Annotated in this window: 28 protein-coding genes; 7 read left to right on the top strand and 21 right to left on the bottom strand. The window is 43.4% G+C overall.

Annotated elements, in window-relative coordinates; genetic code table 11:
- Positions 1–12 precede the first annotated feature (12 nt).
- The 20 genes from D2962_RS11350 to D2962_RS11450 all read right to left on the bottom strand — a co-directional run bounded on the left by D2962_RS11350 (position 13) and on the right by D2962_RS11450 (position 18,601).
- On the bottom strand, positions 13–1,500 hold the full coding sequence (locus tag D2962_RS11350) for a UxaA family hydrolase (protein ID WP_122015031.1): 1,488 nt from the start codon (positions 1,498–1,500) through the stop codon (positions 13–15).
- A gap of 95 nt (positions 1,501–1,595) precedes the next feature.
- Positions 1,596–3,116, bottom strand: a complete 1,521-nt coding sequence (locus D2962_RS11355; RefSeq protein ID WP_122015032.1) for a tagaturonate reductase — start codon at positions 3,114–3,116, stop codon at positions 1,596–1,598.
- A 57-nt stretch (positions 3,117–3,173) separates the two neighbouring features.
- Positions 3,174–3,977 (bottom strand): 5-deoxy-glucuronate isomerase, encoded by an 804-nt coding sequence (gene iolB, locus D2962_RS11360; RefSeq protein WP_122015033.1) that lies wholly within the window; start codon positions 3,975–3,977, stop codon positions 3,174–3,176.
- A 48-nt stretch (positions 3,978–4,025) separates the two neighbouring features.
- A complete protein-coding gene (locus D2962_RS11365) occupies positions 4,026–5,111 on the bottom strand; it encodes a M24 family metallopeptidase (RefSeq protein ID WP_122015034.1) in 1,086 nt (361 codons plus the stop codon).
- A 27-nt stretch (positions 5,112–5,138) separates the two neighbouring features.
- The gene (locus D2962_RS11370) at positions 5,139–6,431 is read right to left on the bottom strand and encodes a TRAP transporter large permease (RefSeq protein ID WP_122015035.1); all 1,293 of its coding nucleotides are present in this window, start codon (positions 6,429–6,431) and stop codon (positions 5,139–5,141) included.
- The gene (locus tag D2962_RS11375) at positions 6,428–6,907 is read right to left on the bottom strand and encodes a TRAP transporter small permease (protein ID WP_222927516.1); all 480 of its coding nucleotides are present in this window, start codon (positions 6,905–6,907) and stop codon (positions 6,428–6,430) included. The genes D2962_RS11370 and D2962_RS11375 overlap by 4 nt, the downstream gene beginning before the upstream one ends.
- A gap of 69 nt (positions 6,908–6,976) precedes the next feature.
- Positions 6,977–8,038 (bottom strand): TRAP transporter substrate-binding protein, encoded by a 1,062-nt coding sequence (locus D2962_RS11380; RefSeq protein WP_122015036.1) that lies wholly within the window; start codon positions 8,036–8,038, stop codon positions 6,977–6,979.
- 115 nt (positions 8,039–8,153) lie between these two features.
- Positions 8,154–9,431 carry an ROK family transcriptional regulator gene (locus D2962_RS11385; RefSeq protein ID WP_120766224.1) on the bottom strand — a complete coding sequence of 426 codons (1,278 nt, stop codon included), beginning with the start codon at positions 9,429–9,431 and terminating at the stop codon, positions 8,154–8,156.
- The gene (locus D2962_RS11390; protein ID WP_162991202.1) at positions 9,409–10,317 is read right to left on the bottom strand and encodes a shikimate dehydrogenase; all 909 of its coding nucleotides are present in this window, start codon (positions 10,315–10,317) and stop codon (positions 9,409–9,411) included. Before D2962_RS11390 ends, D2962_RS11385 begins: the two co-directional genes overlap by 23 nt.
- A 259-nt stretch (positions 10,318–10,576) precedes the next feature.
- Positions 10,577–11,287 (bottom strand): aspartate/glutamate racemase family protein, encoded by a 711-nt coding sequence (locus D2962_RS11395; RefSeq protein WP_122015038.1) that lies wholly within the window; start codon positions 11,285–11,287, stop codon positions 10,577–10,579.
- A 12-nt stretch (positions 11,288–11,299) separates the two neighbouring features.
- Entirely contained in the window at positions 11,300–12,493 is a 1,194-nt protein-coding gene (locus D2962_RS11400) for an NAD(P)/FAD-dependent oxidoreductase (protein ID WP_122015039.1), read from the bottom strand.
- Entirely contained in the window at positions 12,490–12,753 is a 264-nt protein-coding gene (locus D2962_RS11405) for a (2Fe-2S)-binding protein (RefSeq protein ID WP_120766220.1), read from the bottom strand. The genes D2962_RS11400 and D2962_RS11405 overlap by 4 nt, the downstream gene beginning before the upstream one ends.
- Positions 12,754–12,755: 2 nt before the next feature.
- Complete coding sequence (locus D2962_RS11410) at positions 12,756–13,265, bottom strand: 4Fe-4S binding protein (RefSeq protein WP_122015040.1); 510 nt, start codon at positions 13,263–13,265, stop codon at positions 12,756–12,758.
- Positions 13,262–14,356: an NAD(P)/FAD-dependent oxidoreductase gene (locus tag D2962_RS11415; protein WP_120766218.1), complete on the bottom strand. Its 1,095-nt coding sequence runs from the start codon at positions 14,354–14,356 to the stop codon at positions 13,262–13,264. The genes D2962_RS11410 and D2962_RS11415 overlap by 4 nt, the downstream gene beginning before the upstream one ends.
- Positions 14,353–14,670: a (2Fe-2S)-binding protein gene (locus tag D2962_RS11420; RefSeq protein WP_120766217.1), complete on the bottom strand. Its 318-nt coding sequence runs from the start codon at positions 14,668–14,670 to the stop codon at positions 14,353–14,355. The genes D2962_RS11415 and D2962_RS11420 overlap by 4 nt, the downstream gene beginning before the upstream one ends.
- A 514-nt stretch (positions 14,671–15,184) precedes the next feature.
- Positions 15,185–15,430: a hypothetical protein gene (locus D2962_RS11430; RefSeq protein ID WP_122015041.1), complete on the bottom strand. Its 246-nt coding sequence runs from the start codon at positions 15,428–15,430 to the stop codon at positions 15,185–15,187.
- A 79-nt stretch (positions 15,431–15,509) separates the two neighbouring features.
- Positions 15,510–16,667 (bottom strand): tRNA uracil 4-sulfurtransferase ThiI, encoded by a 1,158-nt coding sequence (gene thiI / locus D2962_RS11435; protein WP_122015042.1) that lies wholly within the window; start codon positions 16,665–16,667, stop codon positions 15,510–15,512.
- A 3-nt stretch (positions 16,668–16,670) separates the two neighbouring features.
- On the bottom strand, positions 16,671–17,861 hold the full coding sequence (locus tag D2962_RS11440; protein WP_122015043.1) for a cysteine desulfurase family protein: 1,191 nt from the start codon (positions 17,859–17,861) through the stop codon (positions 16,671–16,673).
- A 27-nt stretch (positions 17,862–17,888) separates the two neighbouring features.
- Complete coding sequence (locus D2962_RS11445) at positions 17,889–18,239, bottom strand: winged helix-turn-helix domain-containing protein (RefSeq protein ID WP_120766212.1); 351 nt, start codon at positions 18,237–18,239, stop codon at positions 17,889–17,891.
- A 95-nt stretch (positions 18,240–18,334) separates the two neighbouring features.
- Positions 18,335–18,601, bottom strand: a complete 267-nt coding sequence (locus tag D2962_RS11450; RefSeq protein WP_222927517.1) for a YgaP family membrane protein — start codon at positions 18,599–18,601, stop codon at positions 18,335–18,337.
- A 167-nt stretch (positions 18,602–18,768) separates the two neighbouring features.
- Between D2962_RS11450 and D2962_RS11455 the strand changes: the two genes are divergently transcribed.
- The 5 genes from D2962_RS11455 to D2962_RS11470 all read left to right on the top strand — a co-directional run bounded on the left by D2962_RS11455 (position 18,769) and on the right by D2962_RS11470 (position 20,924).
- Complete coding sequence (locus tag D2962_RS11455) at positions 18,769–18,981, top strand: ferritin-like domain-containing protein (protein ID WP_120766211.1); 213 nt, start codon at positions 18,769–18,771, stop codon at positions 18,979–18,981.
- 49 nt (positions 18,982–19,030) lie between these two features.
- Complete coding sequence (locus D2962_RS11460) at positions 19,031–19,255, top strand: spore coat protein (RefSeq protein WP_120766210.1); 225 nt, start codon at positions 19,031–19,033, stop codon at positions 19,253–19,255.
- 62 nt (positions 19,256–19,317) lie between these two features.
- A complete protein-coding gene (locus D2962_RS18110) occupies positions 19,318–19,863 on the top strand; it encodes an FAD-dependent oxidoreductase (protein ID WP_222927518.1) in 546 nt (181 codons plus the stop codon).
- 11 nt (positions 19,864–19,874) lie between these two features.
- The gene (locus D2962_RS18115) at positions 19,875–20,627 is read left to right on the top strand and encodes a hypothetical protein (RefSeq protein ID WP_222927519.1); all 753 of its coding nucleotides are present in this window, start codon (positions 19,875–19,877) and stop codon (positions 20,625–20,627) included.
- Complete coding sequence (locus D2962_RS11470; RefSeq protein ID WP_120766208.1) at positions 20,628–20,924, top strand: ferredoxin family protein; 297 nt, start codon at positions 20,628–20,630, stop codon at positions 20,922–20,924.
- A gap of 18 nt (positions 20,925–20,942) precedes the next feature.
- Here D2962_RS11470 and D2962_RS11475 read toward each other — a convergent pair whose 3' ends face one another.
- Positions 20,943–21,806 carry an HIRAN domain-containing protein gene (locus D2962_RS11475; RefSeq protein WP_120766207.1) on the bottom strand — a complete coding sequence of 288 codons (864 nt, stop codon included), beginning with the start codon at positions 21,804–21,806 and terminating at the stop codon, positions 20,943–20,945.
- Positions 21,807–22,145: 339 nt separating this feature from the next.
- Between D2962_RS11475 and sigI the strand changes: the two genes are divergently transcribed.
- A complete protein-coding gene (gene sigI / locus D2962_RS11480) occupies positions 22,146–24,281 on the top strand; it encodes an RNA polymerase sigma-I factor (RefSeq protein WP_122015044.1) in 2,136 nt (711 codons plus the stop codon).
- A 107-nt stretch (positions 24,282–24,388) separates the two neighbouring features.
- Positions 24,389–25,582 (top strand): copper amine oxidase N-terminal domain-containing protein, encoded by a 1,194-nt coding sequence (locus D2962_RS11485; RefSeq protein ID WP_147421237.1) that lies wholly within the window; start codon positions 24,389–24,391, stop codon positions 25,580–25,582.
- The last annotated feature ends 83 nt before the right edge of the window (positions 25,583–25,665 follow it).

Genomic DNA, 25,665 nt, shown 5'->3' on the forward strand with positions numbered 1-25,665 from the left:
CCCCTCTTACATTTACAAGGTTACCCCGTTTTTAAATATGGCTATTTCTCTAAAGCCCATGTTTTCTGACTTTGTGGCCATACCGGAAGCCACTTTTAAAACGCTATCCATGAGCTCATCAGTAAGTTTTTCCATGGACTCTCCGTTCAGCAACCTTCCAGCATCAAAATCCATCCAGTTGGATTTCCTCTTGAAAATATCGCTGTTGGTGGCGATTTTTACTGTTGGAACCGCAGTCCCCAGCGGAGTCCCTCTGCCGGTGGTAAAAAGGATAATCTGGCATCCCGATGCCGCCAGCGCAGTAGAAGCTACCATGTCGTTGCCTGGTGCGCTCAAAAGGTTTAATCCCTTTTGTTTTATGGTTTCGGCATATTCCAGCACATCCACCACATTGCTGGTGCCGCCCTTCTGGGTGCATCCCAGGGATTTTTCCTCCAGGGTAGTAATGCCGCCTTTTTTATTGCCCGGAGAAGGATTTTCATATATGGGCTGGTTATATCCCATGAAATATTCTTTAAAGTCATTGATGAGCTTTACTGTCTTTTCAAAGATTTCCTGATTTTTGGCCCTATTCATGAGGATGGTCTCGGCTCCGAACATCTCAGGCACTTCCGTCAAAACGGTGCTCCCGCCACAGGATATAAGCTTATCAGAAAAGCTCCCCACCAGAGGATTGGCGGTAATGCCTGAAAAGCCGTCGGACCCTCCGCATTTTAATCCCACGGTAAGTTCCGATACGGGTACCTCTTCTCTTTTAAATTGTGAAGCATATTCCACCAGTTCTTTGATAAGCTTTAAACCTTCCTGTATCTCATCTTCAACTTCCTGAGCGACTAAAAATCTCACTCGCTGGGGATCATATTCCCCAAGTACTTTTTTAAACTCCGCAATGTTGTTGTTCTCACAACCCAGGCCCAGTACCAGTACTCCTCCGGCATTAGGGTGGTTCACCAGATCCGCCAGGATCTTCTGGGTATTTAATTGGTCTTGACCCAGCTGCGAGCAGCCGTAGGGATGTGTAAACTCATATATGCCGTCGATATTCTTGGCGCTTGCAAGTTCTTCCATGGCTTGTCTTGCTATGAGCTGGGCAGCCCTATTGACACAGCTCACGGTGGGGATTATCCAGATTTCGTTTCTTACTCCCACCCTACCGTCTTTTCTGCGATAACCCTGAAATGTCTTATCACATTTTACCGGCTCATGCTGTTTTAACTCCGGATGGTATTCATAATCAAGGATCTCACCTAGATTTGTCTTTATGTTATGGGAGTGAACCCATTGTCCGGCCTTTATGTCGGATATGGCATGGCCTATGGGAAAACCGTACTTTATGACATTTTCCCCCTTTTTTATGTCTTTTATGGCTATCTTGTGCCCTTTATCTATATCCTCAATGGCTGTGATGCTGGAAGCTTCTACTTTTAGGACTTCCCCTTTTTTTATATCATCGATGGCCACCGCCACATTGTCCCTTTCATGAATCTTTAATAGCGGCATAAAATCCCTCCTCTTAAGGAAAGTTGGGGACGGTTCTTGACTTGAATCAGAATGTTCCGAAGAACCGTCTCCCGGTACGGTTATTAGTGCGGTTGTTAGATAAGTTTTTCTACCGTCGCTTTTATACCGTCTTTTGTAATCTGATATAGATAATCCCCTACTTTTTCCGCCAGGCCTTCTACGTTGTTTAAATCTTCGCCCCACATGGCAGTATTGGCTAGAACCCTTTCAGCCACTTTGGCGGCGGATTCTTTGCTGCCGTCAAATGATTCCCATACATTTTCAAAAAACTCCAGAGCCGGGAGGTCATCCTTCATGGTGAATTCGCCCTTTTCCCTCATGGTCTTCATGGCGCTGCCCTCCACATGGCCGTCTTTATATACTGCAATCAAAGCAGCCATGGAGAAGGTGAGCTTTTCCGGGAGTTTACCATTGAGCTTTTTATATTCAAGTATAGAAGGCAAAACCCTTGTCTTGAACTTAGAAGATGAATTCAGGAGAATGCTTATAAGGTAATGCTTTATATATGGGTTCTGGAAGCGCTCTACCACTGAATCGGCAAATTCTGTAAGCATTCCCTTATCAAGGTCTATAGACGGGATTATTTCATCATATATGATTTGCCTTGTATATTTGCCCATGACTTCATGGTCCATCATCTCGCCTACTGTCTCAAGACCATACAGGAATGCGGCCGGCACCGAAGAGGTATGGGCGCCGTTTAAAATACGCACTTTCCTGGTCCGGTAAGGCGTCATGTCATCGGTCCATATAACATTAAGGCCCACTTTTGTAAAGGGCAACCTTTCGGAAAGTTCCTTTGGTCCCTCAATTACCCACAGGTGGAACAATTCTCCTGTATCAACCAGCTCATCCTCATAGCCCAGTTTTGCCAGGATGTCTTTTATTTCATCCCTGGGATACCCGGTAACAACTCTATCAACAAGAGTATTTAAAAAGATGTTGTGTTCCTTTACCCATTTCTTAAATTCTTCCGGAAGGTTCCAGTCGTCAGAAAGCTGGAGGACAATCCTCTTCAGGTTATCGCCATTCCTGTCGATAAGCTCGCAGGGAATTATTACCATGCCCCTGGCAGCATCTCCGTTGAAATGCCGGAACCTGTGGTAAAGGTATGCCGTGAGCTTGCCCGGATAGGACACCGGTGGCTTGTTTTCCAGGCTATCGTTTTTTTCATAGGCGATACCGGCCTCGGTAGTATTGGAAATTACAAATTCTATATGTGGATCTTCGGCACATTTAAGGTATGCATCCCAGTCCTTATACGGATTGATTCCTCTGCTTACTGAGCTGATTATCTCCTTAAGCTCTGTGGGCTTACCATCCTTTAAACCCCTCAAAATCAAGGTGTAGAGGCCATCCTGCTCATTTATCCTGGGAACCAAACCTTCGGCTATGGGCTGAACAACTACAATGCGCCCGTTGAACAATTTATTTTTGTTCATCTGATGGAACATCCAGTCCACAAATGCCCTCAAAAAATTGCCTTCGCCGAACTGGATCACCCTTTCCGGCAGGTTTTCGGGAAACTCCTGTACCTGTAAATCTTCCGGAAACTTGAAGCCACTTTTTAATAATTCTTTATTAAGTGTTGCCATAACCAATCCCCTCCTGAATATTTTTTAACTTAATTAATTATTATTCTAAAGCAATAGTTATTTCTTCATTGCCTTTACCAGCTTTTGATCATCTTTAGGTGTGAGTTTTCTTCCATGAGGTCCCGCCATTACCCAGAGATAGTAAACCGCAAATCCCGGAGCTGATGCCACTGGATGGTAACCTTCGGGAATTGCCACCGCATCTTTGTCTTTTATGATGTATGCATCCCTAAGAGACAGGTCATCATTATACATAACCTGTACCCCAAAGCCTTCCGGGGGATTCACTTTAAAGAAATAAATTTCTTCCATCATGGTTTCCTCAGGGGGATTATAGGCGTCATGTTTGTGAGATGGGTAACTGGACCATTCCCCTGGATATGAGAAAGTTTCACCCACTACTATCCTATCTACTCGTCCTTCACCATTATCAACGATTATATCGTGCACATCCCTTTGATAGCCTGGAACCCCCCGGTGATTTACCACTACGTCTTCAGGTTTTACCACAAAGGGCTTAAATTTCTTTTCAGCTACAGCAGAAAGCACGGCAATTTCCAATTTGTCGCCCTGGGCCTCAATAACCTCATAAAAACTTTCCCGGGGAATATAAACCGCAGTAGCCCTGCCTGAGAATACATCTTTCCTTTCCCCTAGATTTTCATATTTTACATCGTCAACTTTTAAATTGGCCTTTCCTGATAAAATCACCAGGACAACTTCCTTATCGTAAGTCTTTGTTTTATAACTTTCGCCGGCCTCAAGGGTTAATATGCCAAGGCCGATATATTTCGTGACATCTCCTGGTTTTATTACTTCTCTTAAACCCTTCTGATCTTTAAAAGTATAAAGGTAACTCAATTTGAATGCCTCCAATTTAAATAGTTTCCATCTCAACATATTGAGCAATTACCTTACCAGTATATCGTGCCTTTTAAAGCAAAGCCCTTCAAATTCCACTTCCACCATCGGAAAATTCTCGGAGCCAGTCAGGATTACCGGCCCATCATTTTTCACCAGAATTGTGTCTTCGGATTTTACACCAGCGATGGTGGGATTCCATGCATAGACCTGGCCTTCTTCTACTATTTCCTCACTACAAGTTGTAGCCCTGAATTCCCGGGAGTTATACCCAGCCATACCGCCCTGATGGTGGTTCTTCCACTCATCGGAAAATCCTACAGATTCATAAGCCTTTTTGCCCTTCTCGAAAATGTCTTTTACTCTGACTCCTGGCACTGTAGCTCTTATAAAGGCTGTATCGATTTTTAGCACGGCCTCATGCCTCTTTTTTAAATCCTCTGGCACCTTGCCGAAATGCACCAGCCGGGTGGCCGATGCCACAAGGCCATGTTTTTCTCCGGAAATGGCCATGAGCACATACTTTTCTATTTTCTTTTCGGTGGGAATGGGATGGCGGTAGTAAAATGCCCTGTCATCAGCCGCCACCAGATTAACCTGCGGATTTACTCCATAGGAAACCGAAATTTTTTTAATACATCCAGCTACGTCCAGCTCGCTGTCTCCCGGTTTTATCTTTAAAGCTACCTCTTCCAGTATTTTTGCCACACATTTCCCGGTATCTTTAAACCTTTGATGCTCTTCCGGCAACAGGTCCCACCTGAGCACATTAAATTTCAAGCCAAGGTCAACATCCAGAACAACTTTTTTTCCCCCTGCCAGTTCCTTTAATTTTTCATCCATTGCCCCGGGTTCCCACCAGGGGTATTCTACTTTTTTCAGAGACAATCCACTCAATTCTTCATTTATCAATCTTGCCGCTTCAATGTTGCTGGAAACAAGAAAGACCTCTTCTGATGTCACAAGTAAAGCTCCGCAGGATTTTTCAGACATCATATTGACGTATGGTCTTCCTCCGGTGAGCCACAGGAAGTTTACCTGGGTGGTAATCAAGAGATCTTCGATGCCTTCCTTTTGCATCAAACTGCGAATCCTTCCAAGTTTTAACTCATATTCGTGCTTCGACCAGACCAAAAAATCACCTTCTCAACAATTCTAATTTTATTTCCCCATTAAAAGATCAGGCATGAACATCACTATTTGAGGTACATAGGTTATAAACAACAAAACAATAATCATAGTAAGGTAAAAGGGTATCATGGACCTGGACAGCTTTTCTATGGATATATTTCCTATGGCACATCCCACGAATAAGGTGCTACCGACCGGAGGAGTTAAAAGACCTATAGCAAGGTTTAACATCATTATTATCCCAAAGTGAACCGGGTCCACACCGAGTTGTAAAGCCACCGGCAAGAGTATAGGCGTAGTGATCAAAATTAGCGGAGCCATATCCATGATGCAGCCCAGGAAAAGCAACAAAATATTTATTACAAATAAAACCACATACTTATTCGAGGAAATCGATAGCAAAGCTTTTGTAGCCAGCGCCGGCACTTTTAGATATGCCAGCAGCCATCCGAAGGCATTGGAAGTGGCAATTAACGCCATAACGATAGCGAGGGTCTTTAAACTCTTCATAAGTATCAAACTCATTTTTGATAATGGTATATCCCTGTATATAAAAAAGGTAACAATAAAGGCATATACCGCCGCTACCGCCGCCGCTTCAGTGGCCGTGTAAAATCCGGTTATTACACCGCCTACAACTATAACAGCAGTGAGAAGCCCCAATGCCGCATCCTTTGTGGCGATCAGTGCAGTCTTTAAAGATGCCGGTTCACCGGCGGGATAACCTCTTCTCACGGCTATGATATAAGAAAGCAGCATAAGTGCAAGCCCCAGCACAATCCCCGGTATCATTCCCGCTAAAAACAGCCTTCCTACTGAAACCCCGCCTGCCACCAGTGAATATATTATCATATTGTGGCTGGGTGGTATTAATATTCCCTGGGTTGAACCTGTTATAGTGACAGCTACCGAATAATCATCATCATAACCTTTTTTCTTCATCATGGGGATCAGAATGGACCCTATGGAAGAGGTATCGGCTACCGAAGAACCCGAAATTCCGCCGAAAAACATGCTTGCCAGAACATTTACAAGGGCCAGGCCACCTCTGATTCTTCCGACTATTACATTGGAAAAAGTGATCAAGCGTTGAGAAATACCGCCTTCCCCCATGATTTCTCCTGCTAGAATAAAAAACGGAATTGCCAGCAATGAGAAGGAATTAATACCTCTAACCATTGCCTGGGCCATCATGGCAAGCGGCACATGAAGATAGGCAGCGGTAATAACAGAAGATATGCCCAATGAAAAGGCTATTGGTACTCTTAATATTATCAGGCATGCAAAGCTACCCAATAAAAGAGTAATGGCTGTTGTATTCACTTATTTCCCTCCCCTGTTCTTTTAATCTCTTTGATGGATGCCTGAATAATATAGTAGATCATTGCAATTCCTGCCAGAGGTACTGCGGCATATAAAAAAGCAGAATTTAATTTAATGCCGGGCATATAATTGCCCGTAGCCACCTTGCTCATTTTAATGCCTTCGGTAATCATAAATATGGCAAAACCAATGATCAGGATCCTGCTTATCCAGTTTAGAAAGTTTTTTGTCTTATCAGACAAAAATTGATCCAATATGGTTATTCTCAAGTGAAGGTCGTCTCTTACCCCCAATGCCATACTCAAAAATCCAAACCACACCATGCAAAGCAGAGCTCCTTCTTCCCCCCATGCCGGAGTTTTATGAAGAAAGTAACGGGAAAAGACCACCCATGAAACTATCAAAGTCATAAGTACAAGCAAACTCATACTGAAAACCTCGATAAAACTGTTGAAATATCTTTCTAATTTTTTCAAAAATCTTCCCTCCCCCGTTATGAGTTCAGCAAGAGGGAGTCAAATAACTCCCTCTTGCATTTTATATACTTATTTTGCTGCCTTTATCTTTTCTATAAGGTCCTTGTAATCTGCACCGAACTTGTCATACAATGGTTTTACTGCATCCTGCCAGGGTTTTAAATCCTTCACTTCTGTAATCACATTGCCTTTGGCTTTAACAGCTTCAATGGACTTCTTTTCATATTCCTGCCAGGCTTTTTTCTGAGTTTCTTCCGAAGCTCTCGCAGCTTCTTTGATTATCTTTTTATCTTCATCGCTCAATTTATCCCAAAGGGCTTTTGACGCTATTACAACTTCGGGGGTCATCGTATGATAATCCAGAGTATAATATTTTGCCACTTCATAGTGTGATGTGGAATAATAGCTGGGCCAGTTATTTTCCGCCCCGTCTATAACGCCTGTCTGAAGGCCGCTGTAAACCTCGCCATATGCCATCGGCGTAGGAGACGCACCCAGAGCTTCTACAAGTCCCACCATTAGCTCTGACTGCTGGACCCTTATCTTTAGACCTTTTAGATCTGCCGGAGTTTTGACCTCATGTTTACTGTTATAGAAACTTCTAGCTCCGGAATCATAGTAAGCAAGGCCTATCATACTGGCATCCTTGAGAGTATCGAGTATTTCATCCCCAATAGGTCCATCCAGAACTTTCCACAAGTGTTCTCTGTTATCGAAAAGGTATGGAAGCGAAAGAACACGCAGGGGTTTTGCGAAATCTGATAACGGCTGGGCATTTACTCTTGCAAAATCAATACCACCCATCTGGACCGCCTCAATTACACTCTTCTCATCGCCAAGCTGTCCGCCCGCATACACTTCTATCTTTATCCGCCCATTGGTCTTTTCCTCGACAATTTTGGCGAACTCTTTATCGCCAATAGTGGTAGGATAGTCTTCAGGTTGGTTTTCAGCTAGTTTTAAAACCATTTGTTCCTGAGGTTTACTTTCTTGCTGAGATTGCTGTTGACTGGACTGTTGCTGATTGCTGGATTGAGTGTTTCCTGCTTGCTGTCCGCAGCCAACCAGTGCAAATAACAATAATACTACACATGTCAGCAAAACTACTTTTTTTGAACGAAAGAACGACACAAAAACTCCTCCCTGGATTTTAAATTTTTTAATTTAATTAATTAATTATAGGAAAAAATAACCCGTTTTTTCACCCCCCCTCTGAAATCATTATCTAAATAAAAATCAAAAATCTTTAGATGAAATCTTCCCTTGCTTCCTGTTTATCTAATATTGGCTGAACATCGTCTAAAATATTAGAATTTGGTTTTAGCAATTCCCTCAATGCCAGGGCGCAGGCTCCTATCACCCCGGAGTTTCCGTCAAGGGCCGAAAGTTTTATATCTGTAGAGCCCGCTATTTCAGGAAAAGCATGTGAATCAACTGTCTGTTTCAAAATGTCTATAAATGCTGCTGCGGCTGCCGCCATCTTGCCACCAATGAAGACCACTCCGGGGTTATAAAGGTTTATCACATCTGCCACCGCAAGGCCTATATATTTCCCCATTTGTTTGATTAACTCATTGGAATAGGTTCCTTCTATGGAAGCCGATTTTAATATGTCATTTATAGAAATTTTCCCCTTAATTTTCCATATCTCCTTGAGGGGGTCCTCTTCCTTTATTAACGGCATTTCAGAATTGGCTTTCCTGACCAGTGCAGGGATTCCGCATATGCTTTCAAGACACCCCCGATTACCGCAGTTGCACAGGGGGCCGCCTTCTACAATGACAATGTGGCCGATCTCACCGGCATGACCCTGAAACCCCTGTAGTATCCGGTCGTCCATGATGATACCGGCGCTGATACCTTCTCCAAGATTTATATAAACAAGGTCTTTGTATTCGGTCCCTCCTCCGAACCACCTTTCTGCCAGGGCAGATGCATTGGAATTGTTTTCTATATAGACCGGAAGGCCGATTTCTTTTTCGATGGCACTTTTTACAGGGAATCCATTCCATTTTGGTCCAAGATTTATGGAGCGTTTAACTATACCTTCTTTAATATTTAAGAGCCCCGGAAAAGCAACTCCCAGCCCTAAAAAATTTTTATCGCGATAATTTTCATTATGATTTATAATCTGTTTTATAGTATCTACTAACTGAGGAATGCCGGTTTCAGGTTCTGTCATGTCCAGTTCAAAAGTCTGGATATCTGTAGGGTCGTTTTTTAAATCCGCTATACCCAGTGTAGTCTCATGCCTGGTTACTTCTATCCCTATAACAAAGCCCGCTTCCGGGTTAAATTGCAACTGTACAGGCCTTCTGCCGCCACAGGATTTCTCCAATCCCACCTCTTTCACGAAACCCATATCTATTAGTTCTCTTATTATTTGAGTTATTGCCGGTGGTGTCAAACCAGTTATCTTTGCCAATTGCTGGCGGGAGATAGGTTCGCGTTCTTTTATTATATTCAAAACAGTCATCCGATTTAGTTTTTTAACGTACTTACTATTCCCGGGTCTTTTCTGCATCCTGTTCACCTTTTCTTGCAAAATATGTCAATACGGCTTTTTCCATGACTTCAATGGGCGGTCTTTTACCTGTCCATAGTTCGAAAGCTCTTGCTCCCTGATAAATCAGCATATATAACCCGCTTACTACTTTGTAGCCGAGTCTTTTTGCTTCTTTTAAAAATAATGTTTCCATGGGTGTATATACCGCATCGAAAAATACCGCATCTTTTTTAATACTATCCCAGGGTATATCCAAAGCAAGATTTCCCTGTCCCTTCATACCAATGCTTGTGGTGTTGACAATAATATCTGAATGTGGAAGAATACTCCGCCACGCATCTTTGTCCCACGGTATTATTTTACCTGCATTCTGATTGCAGCGGCATGATGATCTATTCAAAAATTCCATTAGTGACTTTGCTTTTTCAAATGTTCGATTGGTTAATGTCACCGACGATGCTCCGGACAAAACGGATTGTCCGGCTATGGCATGGGCAGCTCCACCAGCCCCGATGATAAAAACATTTTTATCTTTTAAACAAATCCCCGCCTGTTCCTGTAATGCCATTTCAAATCCGTATCCATCAGTGTTGTATCCTATCAGCTTTCCGTTCCTATTAAAAATAGTATTTACTGCACCTATCATTTCGGCTTCGGGAGAAAGTTCATCAAGAAAAGGAATCACGCAGGTCTTATGGGGAATGGTGACATTGATACCCGCAAGGCCAAGAGCCCTGATACCCTTTACGGCTTCTTCTAAATCATCTTTTTCGACCTGAAAAGCCATATAAATGTAATTTAAGGCAAGAGCATCAAAAGCCGCATTATGCATCACCGGTGAAAGTGAATGGCTTATCGGGTTGCCGATTACTCCTACCAGTCGGGTTTCAGCATCGATCTTCAATATAATGCCTCCAAAATATAACTTTTTTAAGTTAATTAATTATTATATTTATATTAATTCTACGTTAAGATTAAAATTCCTGCTAACCAAAAAAAAAATTTTGCGACGGCCGTCTCACTGGTTTTGATCTCAAGAGCCTGGTTATAACGGCAGTTTTACCGGCTTACTAGTCAAGTTGGATTATCCCATAAAAAATACAGGGTTTTGATGCACCCTGTTATATGGTTTAACTTTCTTTTAAAATTATTAAACAACGTGCTTATCTACAGGCGATTACCGAATCATACACATAATTCATCAGTGTCACTATATCAAACACCGGAAGGTTTACCGCTTGTTGGACTGCCTTTCGGAAGGGGGGCATGTTGGTGCATTCAAAGACTATGGCTCCCACATCAGGATTTTCACTAACCATCTTCGTCGCCACTTGCACCATTTCACTCTCAGCCTTTTCTATATCTAGAGTTTCTTTTTGATCCAAAAATACTGCTGGAAATTCTTCCTGTTCTTCCATGCCGTATATGACCAGAGGTATATCCTTTATGCCTGCACCTTTAAAGTGAAGTTCTGTGAGGTGGGGCTTGCTGGCGGTCATGATACCCACTTTTTGTCCTTTTTTCAGCATCCTAAAGACGATGGGCACCTGAAGGAGACTGGATGTAAATACAGGGATGCTGACAGCATCAGCCAGATACTCGTGGAATATGGCAAGAAAGCCGCAGCTGGTAGTGATGGCTGATACTCCTTCCTCTTCCAGTTCTCTTGCAGCCTCTATAAAGGGGGCTATGAGTGATGGGTCCGCCTCCCGGACCACCCTCTGAGATGTGGCTCCTTTTACTTTCTTATATTTTACCGGAAAATCGAAAGTGAGGGCGTTTCCAATATCACCGGGAATCCTGGGGAACTTTGTATCCAGCATGAGGATACCTATGGCTTCCCCATAATTGGTCCTGCCGCCTTTTACTATCACCCGAATGCCTCCTCATGATACAGCCTTTATTTTCTCCGTGTTGCCGAACCTTCCCGGGCTCAAAGGTGCTATATCTATAAATGTCTTGCCCTCCAATATTATATCGGAAATGATCTTGCCTGTAATAGGCGACAAGGCTATTCCATCACCTTCATGACCCGCTGCCATGATGAAGCCCTCTATACCCTCCACAGGGCCCAGAAGGGGCAAACCGTCCGGCGTATACGGCCGGAGGCCCGCAAAGGACCTGATGGCATGGATTTCCTTTAAAGCCGGCACCAGCCTTGTAGCATGTTTTAATATGGTGGTTAAGGCTTCATAGGTGGTACTCCAGTTGTATCCCACAAACTCCCGGCAGCCGCCGATAAGTATGTTGCCGTTTCTGGTCTGGCTCAAAGATAACCCAACTCCGAGGCGGGTTTCGGGATCATCGGAGCCCTCCAGCAGCTTTGGATTGTATTTTGCTACGATGTATTTGGCACAGAGCACGTCTCCCATAACCAGCTTCGGTACCGGTTCGGTGACTATTATCTGCCCACGGCGGGGCTTTATGGGCACGCTCATCCCAACCATGGCGCAGATCTCCGGCGCAAACACGCCCGCAGCATTAACAACTGTCTCCGTCTCAATCTCTCCCCTGTTTGTCACAACAGATTTTACCCTGCCTTTTGCTGTTTTAATGTCAACTATGGCCGTATCCAGGGATATTTCGGCTCCAAGCTTTGCGGCGGCCTGCGCAAAACCAATACAGAGACTCATGGGATTTACATGGGCATCCTGCGGACTGTATGTTGCTCCTACCAGATGAGGAGCAAGGCCCTTTTGAAGTTTTGAAGCTTCCTTAAAATCCAGCAAATCAACCTGAAGCCCTATGGCCTTCTGTTTTTTCACAAATTCTTTCATTACCTTCAATTGCTCTTCATCTTCTATGAGTATCATACCACCGGTATTCTCGTATTCAATGTCAAAATCCAATTCCTGGGACAGGCTTTTATAAAGCTCGGCGCTGGCCATGGCAAGCTTCAGGTGAATGCCAGGGTTTTTGGACTGGAGAATTATGTCTATGTCACAGGCGCCTGAGGAACCCGAAGCCAGGTCTTCTCTTTCTACCAGCACCACTTTTTTGCCTCTTTTTGAAAGAAAATAGGCTATGGAGGTGCCTATGACGCCTCCGCCTATTACTACGATCTCCGCTGTTTTTTTCAATCGTCTTCTCCCTCCACTATCTCCCCGATTTTAATAGCCCTTACCGGAGGTCTGGATGTGGGCGGTGTTATCTCCGCCGGGTCCTTCACTTTAGACAGCATTTGCGTGATAAGCCGTCGGCAGGTCCTACCCTGGCAGAGACCCATGCCGGCCCTCGTCCTCTTCTTTATCCCCGAAAGGGTGGTAGCTCCGTCAGCGATGGCCTTTTCTATCTCTTCCCGTGTTATTTCCTCACACCGGCAAATATATTCTTCTTTCATTTTCAGGACCTCCCCAGCCTTTTTATGCTGCGAACAATTTTTATATATTTCATGGGCACTTCCACCGTTAGTACAGCCGTGGCATCATACCTGGGGGATTTTACCACCCGGAGCACCGTACCCTTTACCACAAGTTTGCCTTCCCGGTCAACACAGTCCACCACATCACCCTTTTGAGGAAGCGGATAATACTCGTACGGAAAGCTCACTTCAGCCTTTTGCTTTGATCCATTCAGCATAAATATAGCAAGACCGGGACATGCGGCTATACATGTGCCGCACCCGATGCACTTTTCTTCATCCAGTTTGGGCAGATTAGTTATGGGCTTGCCAACGGTTATGGCTCCGTAAGGGCATGCCTCCTCACATGGATTGCAGGGAATCTCCTGAACGCACTCTATAAAGGCTACAGGCCCCTTTTTGATGCGCTCATCGGAAGGAACGCCCGGAGCTCCGGAAAGTTCCTGCTCCGAAGGGTATCCCTGGTATAGCACACCGGTTTTTTGGGTCATGCCAGCAACCTCCTTGCATTTAGCTGTTTTAATTTGGCCGAAAATCTTCCTTCTCCGAAGGGGCCTGTCCTCAGGGCATCGAGCCTTTCCCAGATCTCTTCTTTCAATTCCGCTGCTTTTTGTTCATCATAATACCCAAGACTTTCGGCGCAGGCCACCCCGGCCAGTCGCCCCTCCTCCATGGCCGATGAGGCTTCCTCCACTCCGGTGATATCCCCGGCCACATATATTCCTGTCAGAGTGGTTTCCATATTTCTGTCATGGATGGGTACATGACCTCCCAGTGCAGGAATATAGGTAAATTCACAACCGGCCATCCAGGCAAGTTCGGTAAGAGGTGAGAGCCCCACCGCCAGGCATACGGTGTCGGCCTCGAACTGCTTTTCTGTGCCATCCACCGGTTTCCACTTTTCATCCAGCTCCACGGTAATGACACCTTCAACCTTTTCTTCTCCCAGCACTTCTTTAATGGTTGTTGATACAAAGATTGGAACTCCAGCCCTCCGTATCTTGGCTGCATGAACCCCGTATCCACCTATTTTGGGCGCAGCCTCTATGAGGGCCACCACATCGGCCCCGGCCTGCATGAGCTGGTATGAAACTATGAGTCCCACATTTCCGGAACCCACCATAATAATCTTCTGCCCCGGCAGCACCCTGTTTACGTTAATCATGGTCTGGGCGGCTCCTGCTCCCATGACGCCGGGCAGGGTGCATCCCGGAAAGGCCAGGGCGTTTTCCGATGCCCCGGTGGCTATGACTATCTTCTTTGCCTTCAATGTATGATCTCTGCCGTCCTTTATATAGGCAATGAGTTTATCCTCATACAACCCGTAGACCGTGGAATTTAAAAGCACTTCCACACCAAGTTTCTCGGTTTCTTCCAAGAGCTGCTCTCCTATGCGGAATCCTCTTATGCCCGCCTTGTGTTCTCGGGATCCAAAAAACTTGTGGATCTGCTTAAAAAGCTGGCCCCCGGGTTTTAGATTCTCATCGAGAACCGTAACTTTTACCCCGGCCCTGGCGGCTTCCACCGCGCAGGAAAGCCCTGCGGGTCCTGCCCCTATAATTGCTATCTCGGTAGTATTCATCGGGCATCTCTCCATTCTCCCAGTCCTTTCTGGGTTTTTATGACCATGCCATCTCGAACGGGAGTGACGCATGTCCTAACATTAGGGATGCCGTCCACGGTCATTATACAGTCGGTACATCTTCCGATGGCGCAAAAGATGCCCCGGGGCTTATGATGTTTGGGCGTCTCCCGGAATTTTTTGATACCCGCCGCAAGAAGCGCCGCCGCAATGGGCTCACCTTCAATAGCGGGGATTTGCTTGCCATCCACCGTGATAGTGGCATTACACACCCTGGTTTCATCTCCCAGGATGGGATGGTGTAATACACGCAATTTTATCCCTCCAGATTCGCCGATATGTCAAAATCAGGCTTTTGTATCTTTTTATTGCAAGAATTGTACCCGTAATTTTTTGTCTTTCCGCTGTTTTCTGTGATCTCGAGGATTTTAATATTTAGAAACATTATAATATGCCTTCCGTAATAGCGTCAACGGGGAAAACATTTAAAATCAAAAAAAGCGGCTGCTGCCGCTGTGGAAAAAGACCTTCTTATTTTTAGAAATATTATTATATATATTAGAAACAGTGTTTAGAAATTTCCAGCTCTCCTGCACAAGATGATATTTAGTTATATTTCCCATAAAGCCCTATGGTATTCATACCCCTTCCGGAACGAGATAGAAGCCTCCAACTCGAAAATGCTTATCAAACCCAAAAACCTTTTTTATATTTAAATCTCTCATGATAATAAATGAAGATGCATCAACATAAGAAAGGTCTTGGTCGTTATATTTCACCAAAGTTTCGTAAATTTTTTGATCGTGCTCTCTCTGTAAAAATATTACATTAATATTTATCATGATTAATCGCCACATCGGAAGGCCTCTTTGATTTCTTGCACAAACCGATTAAACCATATAGTGGATTACTAATAGCCGATTCATTTTCTTTAATATATTGATCTACCGCCATCCTTATTATTTGTGCTTCGGAAATTTTTTTATGTTGTGATATCCTTTTTAATTGTTCATTCTGATATTTATTTATATATACCTGCTTTCGAATCATTCTACTCGATGCCATACTTTTCATGCTAATCACCCCTATATACATTATATCATGGTTTATGTAATGTATGCAATATACGACTCATAATTTTTATATGTTTTAATCATACAACTTCGATTACTTCTACATCCCTTAGCCCAGTCTTAGTCAATTCCTCTATATCAAACTTTTCCTCCGCTTCATGCACTCCTTCAAGTTCCGGTCGGGTCTTGGGGTGCTCGGGCACGAAAACGGTGCAGCAGTCTGCATAGGGCTCTATAGAAATGTCGTAGGTACCTATTTTTTTAGCAAGGTCCATGATCTCCACCTTATCAAATCCTATGACCGGTCGGAATACCGGCATTTTGGCCACTTCGTTGGTGGCGATTAATGCTTCCATAGTTTGACTTGCCACCTGCCCCACGCTCTCGCCGGTTATTAGGGCTTTTGCCCCAACCCGGGCCGCTATTTCCTGGGAAATCCTCACCATCATCCTGCGCATGAGGATAGTAAGAAGTTCATCGGGACCTTTTTCGCCAAGCTCTTTCAAGACATCGGTAAAGTTCACCACATGGAGCCTCATCCTGCCGGAGTACTCGGCCAGGACCTTGCACAGATCTATGACCTTTTCCCTGGCCCTGTCGCTGGTAAAGGGGAAGCTGTGAAAATACACAGGTTCAATCTCTACGCCACGCTTCATCATCATGTATCCGGCTACGGGGCTATCGATACCTCCTGACAAAAGCAGCACCGCCCTGCCGTTGCATCCCAGAGGCAATCCCCCTGGGCCGGGGATTCTCTCGCAGTATACAAAACCTCTTTCCCTTATTTCCACCTCCACCTCGATATCGGGATGGTGGACATCGACCTTCAAGCCTTCCAGATTCGTTAATAGGTGCGCCCCCACCTCCCGGCTCACATCTGGGGATTTCAGGGGAAAAGATTTGTTGGGCCTGCGGGTTTCCACCTTGAAGGTCTTGCCCCGGTAATCGGTTTCCTTCATCACCGAAAGAGCGGTAGCCTTTATAGAATCCATGTTCAGCTCACACTCATGAGCTGGGCTTATGGCGACGATACCGAAAACCTTTTTTAAACGGTCTATAACCTCTTCCCGCGGTCCATCTACTAAACAGTAAATTCTGCCGTGAGTCTTTTGAACCCTGATGTTTTCAAAGTTCCGTAAAGCCTGCTTAATTTTCTGTATTAAAATTCTTTCAAAAAAGGGTCGGTTCTCGCCCTTGAGCGCAATTTCTCCAAAGCTTATCAGGTATAAATTTTCCATTTCCTACCTCCGTACAAATTTTCTTATCTCCGCTACCTCTTTTTTGAGAACCTCTACCGTGTAGTCTATATCCTCCATCGATAAAAATGGCGAAAGGCTGAATCGTATGGCTCCATCGATTTCTTCAGGACTTTTTCCCATGGCGGAAAGCACATGGCTCCTCCCCTCCTTATGGGAAGAACAGGCGGAACCGGTGGATACATATATGCCGTGGGACTCCAGGGTATGCAGCAAGATTTCGCCTCTGGTGCCTAAAAAGGATATGTTGAGGATATGCGGAGCTTCATTTATGGTATCGGAACTTGAGCCGGAACCATTCATATCGGTATCTGGACCGTTTAGAACTGTATCGGGAATCTCCTGCAGTATCCTATCTTTAAGCCTTTTCTTTAAATCCCTCATGATTTTCCTCCAGGAAGACAGGTTCTCAAAAGCTTCTTCCACCGCGGTACCCAGGCCTACAATACCCGGCATGTTCTCGGTACCGGACCTTATGTTCTGTTCCTGCCCACCACCATTGAAAAGAGGGTTTATCCTCACCTTTTCCTTCACAAATAAGGCTCCAATTCCTTTTGGGCCGTATATTTTATGCCCGCTTATGGATAACATATCAATTCCCTTAAGCCCCGGCACCAGCGGTATTTTCCCGAAGGCCTGCACTGCATCCACGTGGAAAAGGGTGTTTTTATTCTGGTGAATGCAAGCAGCGGCTTCTTCAATGGGCTGTATGGAGCCCACCTCGTTGTTCACATACATGATGCTTACCAGAATGGTATCAGGCCTTAAAGCCTTTTGCAGGGCCCCGGTATCTACAAATCCTTCCCCATCCGCGCTGAGATATGTAACGCAAAATCCCTCTTTCTCCAGCTGCTTGAAGGTATCCAGCACCGAAGGATGTTCTATGGCTGTGGTGATGAGGTGGTTTCCCAGCCTCCTCATACTGTATGCCGCTCCTTTTATGGCCAGGTTGTTAGACTCGGTGCCTCCCGAAGTGAAATAAATCTCCCCGGGCTTTACCCCCAGAGCCTGCGCAATGATTTCTCTGGCCTTCCGTATCAGTTTTTCTGCCTCTATTCCCTTGCGGTGAAGGGAAGATGGGTTGCCGTAGTATTTTGTCATTACATCGTACATTGTTTGTGCCACCCTGTCCAACACCTTTGTGGTGGCACTGTTGTCAAGATAAACCTCCCGCATTCAAATCACCCATTCGCATCAAAATATTCAATCCTTAAAGTTTCCCAAGATCTCATCCAACCTTTTGGAAACAGTTTCAAGAAGCCTTTCCATGTCTTCATTAAGCTTTCCATATGCTTCCACCAGCATTTTACCCTGCGGGGTAAGGGTTGCCCCTCCTCCAGATTCCCCTCCTTTGTGTCTCTCCAAAAGCTTGACCTTTAACCGGTCTTCAATCTGTTTTATCTTGCCCCAGGCCTGCCTGTAGGACATCTTTTCTATCTGGGCAGCCTGGTTTATGGAACCGTGCCGGTTTACGAGGACGAGGATCCGGTATATGCCATCTCCAAACACCTGCTCTCCATTTTTTTCCAGCCAGATCTTATATTTTAATTCCATTTTTTCTGCCCCCCGAATTTTGAAACAGCATGTGCACATTGTTGCTATAATTATACCATATTCTTTTTTGCCTGAACACGTTTTTGGTTTTTACATTATTCCTGCGGTGCCATTTCCGGCTGTTCCTGATCGGTGGTTTCAATCAATGGTCTTTTCTCCAGGTACTCTATCCTGTTATCTATGGTGGTAATCCCGAAAATATAAAGCATTGGGCAAAATCTTGTAATGCCCTCGGCTATTTTTCCTGCGCCCAGCAGGATAAGCAGGTCAGACTTTCTGGCTATTCCAAAACCCAGCATGGAAAACCCCAGTGTCAATCTAATATAGCTATCAAGCCTTCCTACATTTTTTACTATTTTCATGAAATAATCCCTTCCTTTGTTTTTCGTAGACAATATTATTATTTACCCGACAAATTTTTTTAAGTCGAAACAAGGCGAGGCACTTTTGTCAATTTCTACCATGAGAATAGTAAAATGTTTGTAGGAAACAATAATAACGGTATTAATTATATCTGGAGGTGATTATATTGCAGCTGACTCAAAAGGAAAAACTTCAACTGCAGGATGCCATAAGTCATGAGAGAATTTGCGTCATGAAGTACAACAATTATGCGAGCCAGGTCCAGGATACCGAAATAGCCTCTATGTTTAAAAATATTGCCAATAGGGAACAGCAGCATGTTGATACCCTGACAAAACTCCTGCAGCAGGGTGGAGTTCAAGCTACTACCAGTCACTAATTTTAACCATTCTACACACAATACTCTGTGACATAATAGGAGGGATAATATGCCTGTTCAGCAAAAAGCCATGGGAACCACCGCCGACAAGGATATGCTCAACGACATGTTAATGACGGAAAAATACGTATCCGGCCACTATGAAACAGCCATTATGGAATCCGCCAATGAATCCGTGAGAAATGCCCTTCGTCAGATACAGGATGAAGAACAGCAGCACGCCAAGATGATCTTTGATGCCATGAATCAGCGGGGCTGGTACAATCCCCAGTAAAAAAGCAGTCCTTTGCGGACTGCTTTTTAAATAATCACTTTAACTTTATATGAGGTGTCATTATGGGCAATGATAGATATGATGCCATAGTTGTGGGTGCCGGTCCGGCCGGAAGCGCTGCCGCTCTCACCATGGCCCAAAACAATATGTCGGTTTTGCTTGTGGAACGGGGAGAATATGCCGGGGCAAAGAACGTCTTTGGAGGGGCTGTTTACCGCCAGCCCACAGAACTTTTAGTTCCCGCCTTCTGGGAAGAAGCCCCTCTAGAGCGGCCTATAGTGTCCGATGAATTGTGGCTGATGGATACCGATTCCGCCGTAAAGATAGGCTTTACAGGGCTTAAATTTGCAAAACCCCCGTATAATAAATTTACCGTCATCAGAGCCAAATTTGACCGATGGTTCGCCAATAAAGCCGTACAAGCTGGAGCACGCCTTATTACAAATACCCTTGTAAAAGACCTTTTTTATGAAAAAACCGGGATTATGGGCAGTAAAACCTCCGGAGTGGTGCTGGAAAGCGGTGACAGGATTTATTCCGATATAGTGATATTGGCTGAAGGAGTTAGCGGCAATCTGGTAGAAAAGCAGGTCTCAGAGAAAAGGTAACCCCTGATGATTTGACCCTTTATGTAAAGGAAACACTTGAACTGCCCTCAGAAAAAATTGAAGAGAGATTCAACCTGGAAAAGAATGAAGGGGCCAGCATCGGTATGGTAGGCTACCCTGCCTCCGGCGCTATTGGCAAGGGCGCCATTTTCACAAATAAAGACAGTATTTCCATATTGGTCGGAGTATATTTAAACCAGATCATCGATAAGGGTTTAAATCCATATTTATTGATGGAGAGGCTAAAACAGCATCCTCTGGTCAAAAGACTCATTGAAGGCGCCAAAACTGTGGAATTTCAGGCTCATACCATTCCCAAGGGCGGCTATGAGCAAATCCCCCAGCTTTCTGCTTCCGGGATACTGGTGACCGGCGATGCGGCCATTATGATAAGCGGCCGCCGGGGAACAGACCTGGCTATGCTGACGGGAAGGTTTGCCGGAGAAACCGCAGCCCAGGCCAAAGCAGCCCAGAATTTCTCTGAGGAAATGCTCACCACTTATGATAAAAAAGTCAAAACCAGCTTTTTTATGAAAGACATGAAAGCCAGCAAAGGAGCGAAAAAATACTACGAACAGCATCCCGATGCGGACTTTCTCCTGTCCAAAGCCGCCAATGACACCGCCTATGAATATTTTACGGTAGATTTACTTCCTTTCAGTATGAAATTCGACAAGATTATTGGAGAACTTAAGAATATGCAGCCCCTTCCAAAAACAATATCCGATATATATCATGGGTATCTCCACTGGGGAGTGTTTTAAATGGGTAATTTCTTGAAAACTACAGAAAATCCTCTGGATTTCGTGGAAATAAAAATCGACGGGGCATCTCATATTTCCATTAAAGAACCCCGCCTTTGCAGAGAGCGATGTGAAAACAAGCCCTGCACCTACTATTGCCCCACAAGGGTTTTCTACTGGGATGGCGACACACAGGATATCCAGGTGATTTACGCCCGATGTGTGGAATGCGGAGCGTGTCCATATGGCTGCCCTCACGGTAACATAGACTGGCACTTTCCCGCCGGTGGATATGGAGTTTTATACAGGCATGGCTGATGGTTCAAGTTTCGCCCATCAGATAACGGGTTTTTCCGATATTAGCCTGGCCTGGATGGCAATCCTCTGGTCGTGGTAAAAAGTATCGGGCAGCACCAGTGAAATCAAGGCTTCATACCGGCTTCGCCTTCTCATATTGAAATTTATTATTGAAGCTATGCATCTAGGGATATATCCCAGGTCGATCCCTTTTTCAGTATAAATGTGGACCGCATTGGGGTCGTGGACATTGTTCTCCTCACGCTCAAATATTACCTTATCACCCGGCGTCAAAAATTCTATGGAATTATACCGCCGGTCATGGCATAGACCGGCCGGATGAATGTAGAAAACGATTTCGGATTCGGAATATATAAGCTTTGGGTCCATCACCGGTATCCTAAAAAATCCGATACCCAGTCCTTCATCCGCCTCTTTTATAGAATTTCCGTAGAAGTATTCAGCGGCTATGTTAGTCCTCAGGATGGAGGGCAGCATTTTTTCTAAAAACAGGCTTTCTGAAAGGTCTGCCTCCAGCATCTGTAAAATCGCAAGGCCAGGCCCCAGTGCGCCATTTTTGAAATAGCATACTGCTTCTGCCAGCTTTATTAATTTTACCTCATCCTTTAGTTCATTGTGAAGACATGCGGGCGCATCCACTATGGCAAATCCGAAGGTGTCCGGGAAATATGCCTGTTTCACCGGGCTCACTATGCGCTCCTTCAGAACATCATTGTAGTGTTTGAAAGTAAAAACCCCATCAAAAATCTCCATGTTTAAATTAAGAACCGAAAAAGAACTTCCGGCGGTAAGACCCATGTCTACCCTGAAAAGCTCCCCTCTCTTCTCCATGATGTTGGAAACTCCCAGCCACATTGTAAATGTAAAAGCTCCGTTCTCCATAAAAATACCCCCTGAAATCTTTGTTTTAAGTCAATTTTATCACTTATCCTGGACATTTCAGGGGTATGATAAAATAATTCACACCATAATTCAATCCATTAAATCAATAATTTTTTCTCCGGTAAGCAGGAATTTTTGCAATATAAGTTGAATTATTTCCATATAACCTCACCTTCCTATTGAGTTTTTAACTCATCTTATTTGGAGGATGGTGAGGTTTTTTTTCTACATAACGTGTAGCCTTTTTCCTGCAAAATGACCTAATAAAATTTTACAAATACATTCTCTCCACCAAAAAAGATTTATTGCTCGAATTAATATTATGGAGAGTGATTTTTTGTGATAAACATATCTCCATTCAGGAAACATAAGCAGAGCGCGGATTCCGTAAAAGATGTAATTACAAAGATTAAGTCTGGCGATAGGGCTTTAAAAGAAAAATTTATAAAAGAGTATGCACCTTTTATTTTAAAAACGGTCTCCAGTGTGCTGAAGGATTACATAGAGATTGAGAACAGCGAGGAATACAGCATCGGGCTTTTAGCCTTCAATGAAGCCATCGATGCCTATGACGACAAAAAAAACTCAAATTTTTTTAGTTTTGCTGAACAGGTGATACGCAGAAGGTTAATTGATTTCATAAGGAGCAATTACAAACATAACATGGTATACCCTTTTACATATTTTGAGGATGAGGAAAGCGTCTTCGAAGAAAGGTATTTGAAGGCAGATTTCACATCCCAATCCGATAACGTTGAACTCCGGGAGGAAATTATGCTATTTAACAGAAAGCTTGAAGAGTTCAACATAACAGTCGAAGACCTGGTTGTATGTGCTCCAAAGCATAAAGATTCTAGAAGGCTGGCCATAAAGATAGCAAGGATGATAGCAGAAAACAAAGAAATGTTTGGGAAATTAAATAAAAAGAAAAACATACCCATGGTAGATTTGATGAAAATTGTTAATGTCAATCGGAAAACCATTGAAAGAAACAGGAAATTTATAATTGCGGTATGTTTGATTCTAAATAGTGATCTTGATGTTTTAAAAGGGTACGTAAAAAATGCTGAAAAGAGGGTGACGCCTTTGAACTATAGGGGCACCATATTAAAATTAAAAGAAAAAAAAGCCATAGTGATGACGGAGGAATGTGACTTTTTATCAATAAAAAGGCGCAGCGGTATGAGTCTCGGGCAGCAGATCACATTTCAGGAATCCGATATTATAAGGTATAACAGAAAGAACGTTAAATATTTTATGGTTGCGGCAAGTATATTACTTATTTTTCTTATCAGTGTTTCGTATTTTCATTACACCGCAAATTCCGCATACGCATACGTGGATATTGATATAAATCCAAGTTTAGAACTGGTTATCAATAAACAGGAAAGGGTTTTAAAAACTATTCCTCTAAATGAAGACGCGCGGTTTTTGTCAAAGGGATTAACATTAAATGGCATGACAGTACAAAATGCTTTAGCGCAAATTATAGTTAGATCGAAAGAACAGGGTTATCTGGATGTGCAAAACGAAAATGACATACTCATTTCTGTGGCTTTAAACATGGATGGCAAAGATTACACGCTTTTAAAAGATAAAGCGGAAGAAAGGTTGGAAAACCTCATTGGCTCGCTGAGAGGAACTGTAAACGATCTGGCCGCATTAAAAGTTAAGGCCTTAATCTTAAAAATAACCCCCGAAAAAAGAAAACATTCCCAAGAGAATAATATTTCCATGGGCAGATACTTTATTTATACTCAAATGAAGGAAAAGGGCGTAGATGTCACTATTGAGGAAATTAAGAAGAGCCGTGTATCTGAAATCCTTAATAAGATGCCGGGTGATAATGCAGGTAATAAAAAACGGGAAAGGGGAAGACCGGAAAGTGATGGGGATCTCTTTGAAAAGACCGGCAAAAAAACGGACGAAAGAAACATTAATCAGGGCAACATAAAGAAAATCAATAGCGGACTTGATATGGAAGGTAAAAAACTAAAGGATACCGGTGTAAAAGATGAGCAAAAATATAAGCCCGGAAGAAACAACGAGGTCATTTCGGAGAAAGCGGATAAAGCAAAGGATATTTTAAAGGACAACTTTGGTGATGATGACGATAAAAAGAATGATGATGTAATTGAAAAACGGGATGACACCCTCGAGGATGAGGATGAAGATAATACCGATAGCGACAGGGATTTCACCGGAAAAGATGAAGACCGGCCCATTGACATTATGGAACAGGATGACGAAAATCAGGTCAATGTCGATGATAGGGAAACCGTCGAGCAAGAAGAAGATGATGAATTTGAAAAACGGGAGTATGACAATGATAATGAAATGGATAAAGCCGACGATAAAGAAGATATTGACGATCAAACCAGGGATAAGGAAGGCAATGATAATGTAGATAATAATGATAACGATAACAGCAATAGCGGTGCGGACCAAGATGATCCCGATTCCGATGATGATTAATAGGGATATAATATTTTTATATCTTTTTTTCTTTTACCCCCACTTAAAAAATAACAAGTTACGAAAGTAATATAATGGAAACATCAAATCGCGAGGAGGAATAAAAAATGAGGATCAAAAATCTATTTATCCTTTTACTGGTTATGACATTTATTTTTAGTTTCTCTTTTAACTCAGTTCAGGTTTTTGCCCATGACAACACTACAAAAGTAGAAACAAGCACCGGCAATTCAAATGGCTTAAATGAGGAATTAGATGATAAAACAGATGAGGAAGAGGATGAAGATCTGGACGAAAATGACAGGGATGATGAAGATGAGGAAGACAAAGACGACGACCAGGAAGATGTAGATGATTTGGATGAAGGTCAAGAGTATGAAGATGAGGAAATTGACCTGGACGAAGGACTCGAAGAGCAGGACGAGTATGATAAAAACTTAGATGATAAAGAAATCAAAATAAAAATTGATGACGGTAAAGTAAAAATCGAGATAGAAGACGGCGAAGAAATAGAACTTGAAACTGAAAAAGGAAAAGATCCTGAAAAAATCATAGGTGAACTTGAACAGAAGTTAAAAGAAAATCCGAATGATGAAAAGGCTTTAATCAAACTGGCTCTTGTCTATAAATCGCTGGGCAACTATGACCAGGTTATCGATATGGCCAATAAAGCACTCAGCATTGATCCCCAAAACCATAAAGCCATGATATTACTGGCCCAGAGTTATGAATCAAAAGGAGATGTTCAATCCGCCATATCCTATCTGGAGGAACTATTGAAGGTAAATCCCGATGCAAAGGTGCAAGCATATCTTGCAATACTCAATGAAAAAGAAGGGAACCTGGAAAAAGCCCTTAAAAATATGGAAGAAGCCATTCAAAAAGAACCTGAAGATGATGGGCTTTACAATGAAATCGGAAAACTTTATGAGGAAATGGGTTTGGAGGGCATAAAGCTACTCATAAAAGGTCAAAAAGTAGAGTCTGACGTGAAACCTCTCGTAAAAGGCGGCACGACATTGGTCCCCGTAAGGATTATCGTTGAAAATCTCGGTGCCAAAGTTGACTGGAACCAGGATACAGGGTCAATAATTATAACGAAGAATGGCAAAACCATTGAATTGAGTATAGGAAGTCGCGAGGTTAAAATAAACGGTGTAGTATCTACAATAGATGAGCCGGCCACAATTTTAGAAGGAAGGACTGTTGTACCCCTTAGATTTATATCAGAAAGCTTCGGTACAAAAGTGAACTGGAACAGCCAGTATCAAATAATAACTGTTAATGAACCTGCCCAATAACGGAACAAAAACCAATTTTGGGAGAATAGGAATTATTCATTCCATTCTCCCTTTTTAATGTCTGTATAATGGGGTTAAATCCC

This window comes from Biomaibacter acetigenes (assembly GCF_003691585.1).
In the GTDB taxonomy this organism is placed as follows: Bacteria; Bacillota; Thermosediminibacteria; order Thermosediminibacterales; family Tepidanaerobacteraceae; genus Biomaibacter; species Biomaibacter acetigenes.

What these genes read in the sequence shown, in the direction of transcription:
- D2962_RS11350 (WP_122015031.1), bottom strand. Translation starts at nt 1,500, where the DNA reads ATGCCGCTATTAAAGATTCATGAAAGGGACAATGTGGCGGTGGCCATC.
- D2962_RS11355 (WP_122015032.1), bottom strand. Translation starts at nt 3,116, where the DNA reads ATGGCAACACTTAATAAAGAATTATTAAAAAGTGGCTTCAAGTTTCCG.
- D2962_RS11385 (WP_120766224.1), bottom strand. Translation starts at nt 9,431, where the DNA reads ATGCAGAAAAGACCCGGGAATAGTAAGTACGTTAAAAAACTAAATCGG.
- D2962_RS11405 (WP_120766220.1), bottom strand. Translation starts at nt 12,753, where the DNA reads ATGAAAGAAGAATATATTTGCCGGTGTGAGGAAATAACACGGGAAGAG.
- D2962_RS11410 (WP_122015040.1), bottom strand. Translation starts at nt 13,265, where the DNA reads ATGACCCAAAAAACCGGTGTGCTATACCAGGGATACCCTTCGGAGCAG.
- D2962_RS11415 (WP_120766218.1), bottom strand. Translation starts at nt 14,356, where the DNA reads ATGAATACTACCGAGATAGCAATTATAGGGGCAGGACCCGCAGGGCTT.
- D2962_RS11430 (WP_122015041.1), bottom strand. Translation starts at nt 15,430, where the DNA reads ATGAAAAGTATGGCATCGAGTAGAATGATTCGAAAGCAGGTATATATA.
- thiI (WP_122015042.1), bottom strand. Translation starts at nt 16,667, where the DNA reads ATGGAAAATTTATACCTGATAAGCTTTGGAGAAATTGCGCTCAAGGGC.
- D2962_RS11440 (WP_122015043.1), bottom strand. Translation starts at nt 17,861, where the DNA reads ATGCGGGAGGTTTATCTTGACAACAGTGCCACCACAAAGGTGTTGGAC.
- D2962_RS11445 (WP_120766212.1), bottom strand. Translation starts at nt 18,239, where the DNA reads ATGGAATTAAAATATAAGATCTGGCTGGAAAAAAATGGAGAGCAGGTG.
- D2962_RS11450 (WP_222927517.1), bottom strand. Translation starts at nt 18,601, where the DNA reads ATGAAAATAGTAAAAAATGTAGGAAGGCTTGATAGCTATATTAGATTG.
- D2962_RS11460 (WP_120766210.1), top strand. Translation starts at nt 19,031, where the DNA reads ATGCCTGTTCAGCAAAAAGCCATGGGAACCACCGCCGACAAGGATATG.
- D2962_RS18110 (WP_222927518.1), top strand. Translation starts at nt 19,318, where the DNA reads ATGGGCAATGATAGATATGATGCCATAGTTGTGGGTGCCGGTCCGGCC.
- D2962_RS11470 (WP_120766208.1), top strand. Translation starts at nt 20,628, where the DNA reads ATGGGTAATTTCTTGAAAACTACAGAAAATCCTCTGGATTTCGTGGAA.
- D2962_RS11475 (WP_120766207.1), bottom strand. Translation starts at nt 21,806, where the DNA reads ATGGAGAACGGAGCTTTTACATTTACAATGTGGCTGGGAGTTTCCAAC.
- D2962_RS11485 (WP_147421237.1), top strand. Translation starts at nt 24,389, where the DNA reads ATGAGGATCAAAAATCTATTTATCCTTTTACTGGTTATGACATTTATT.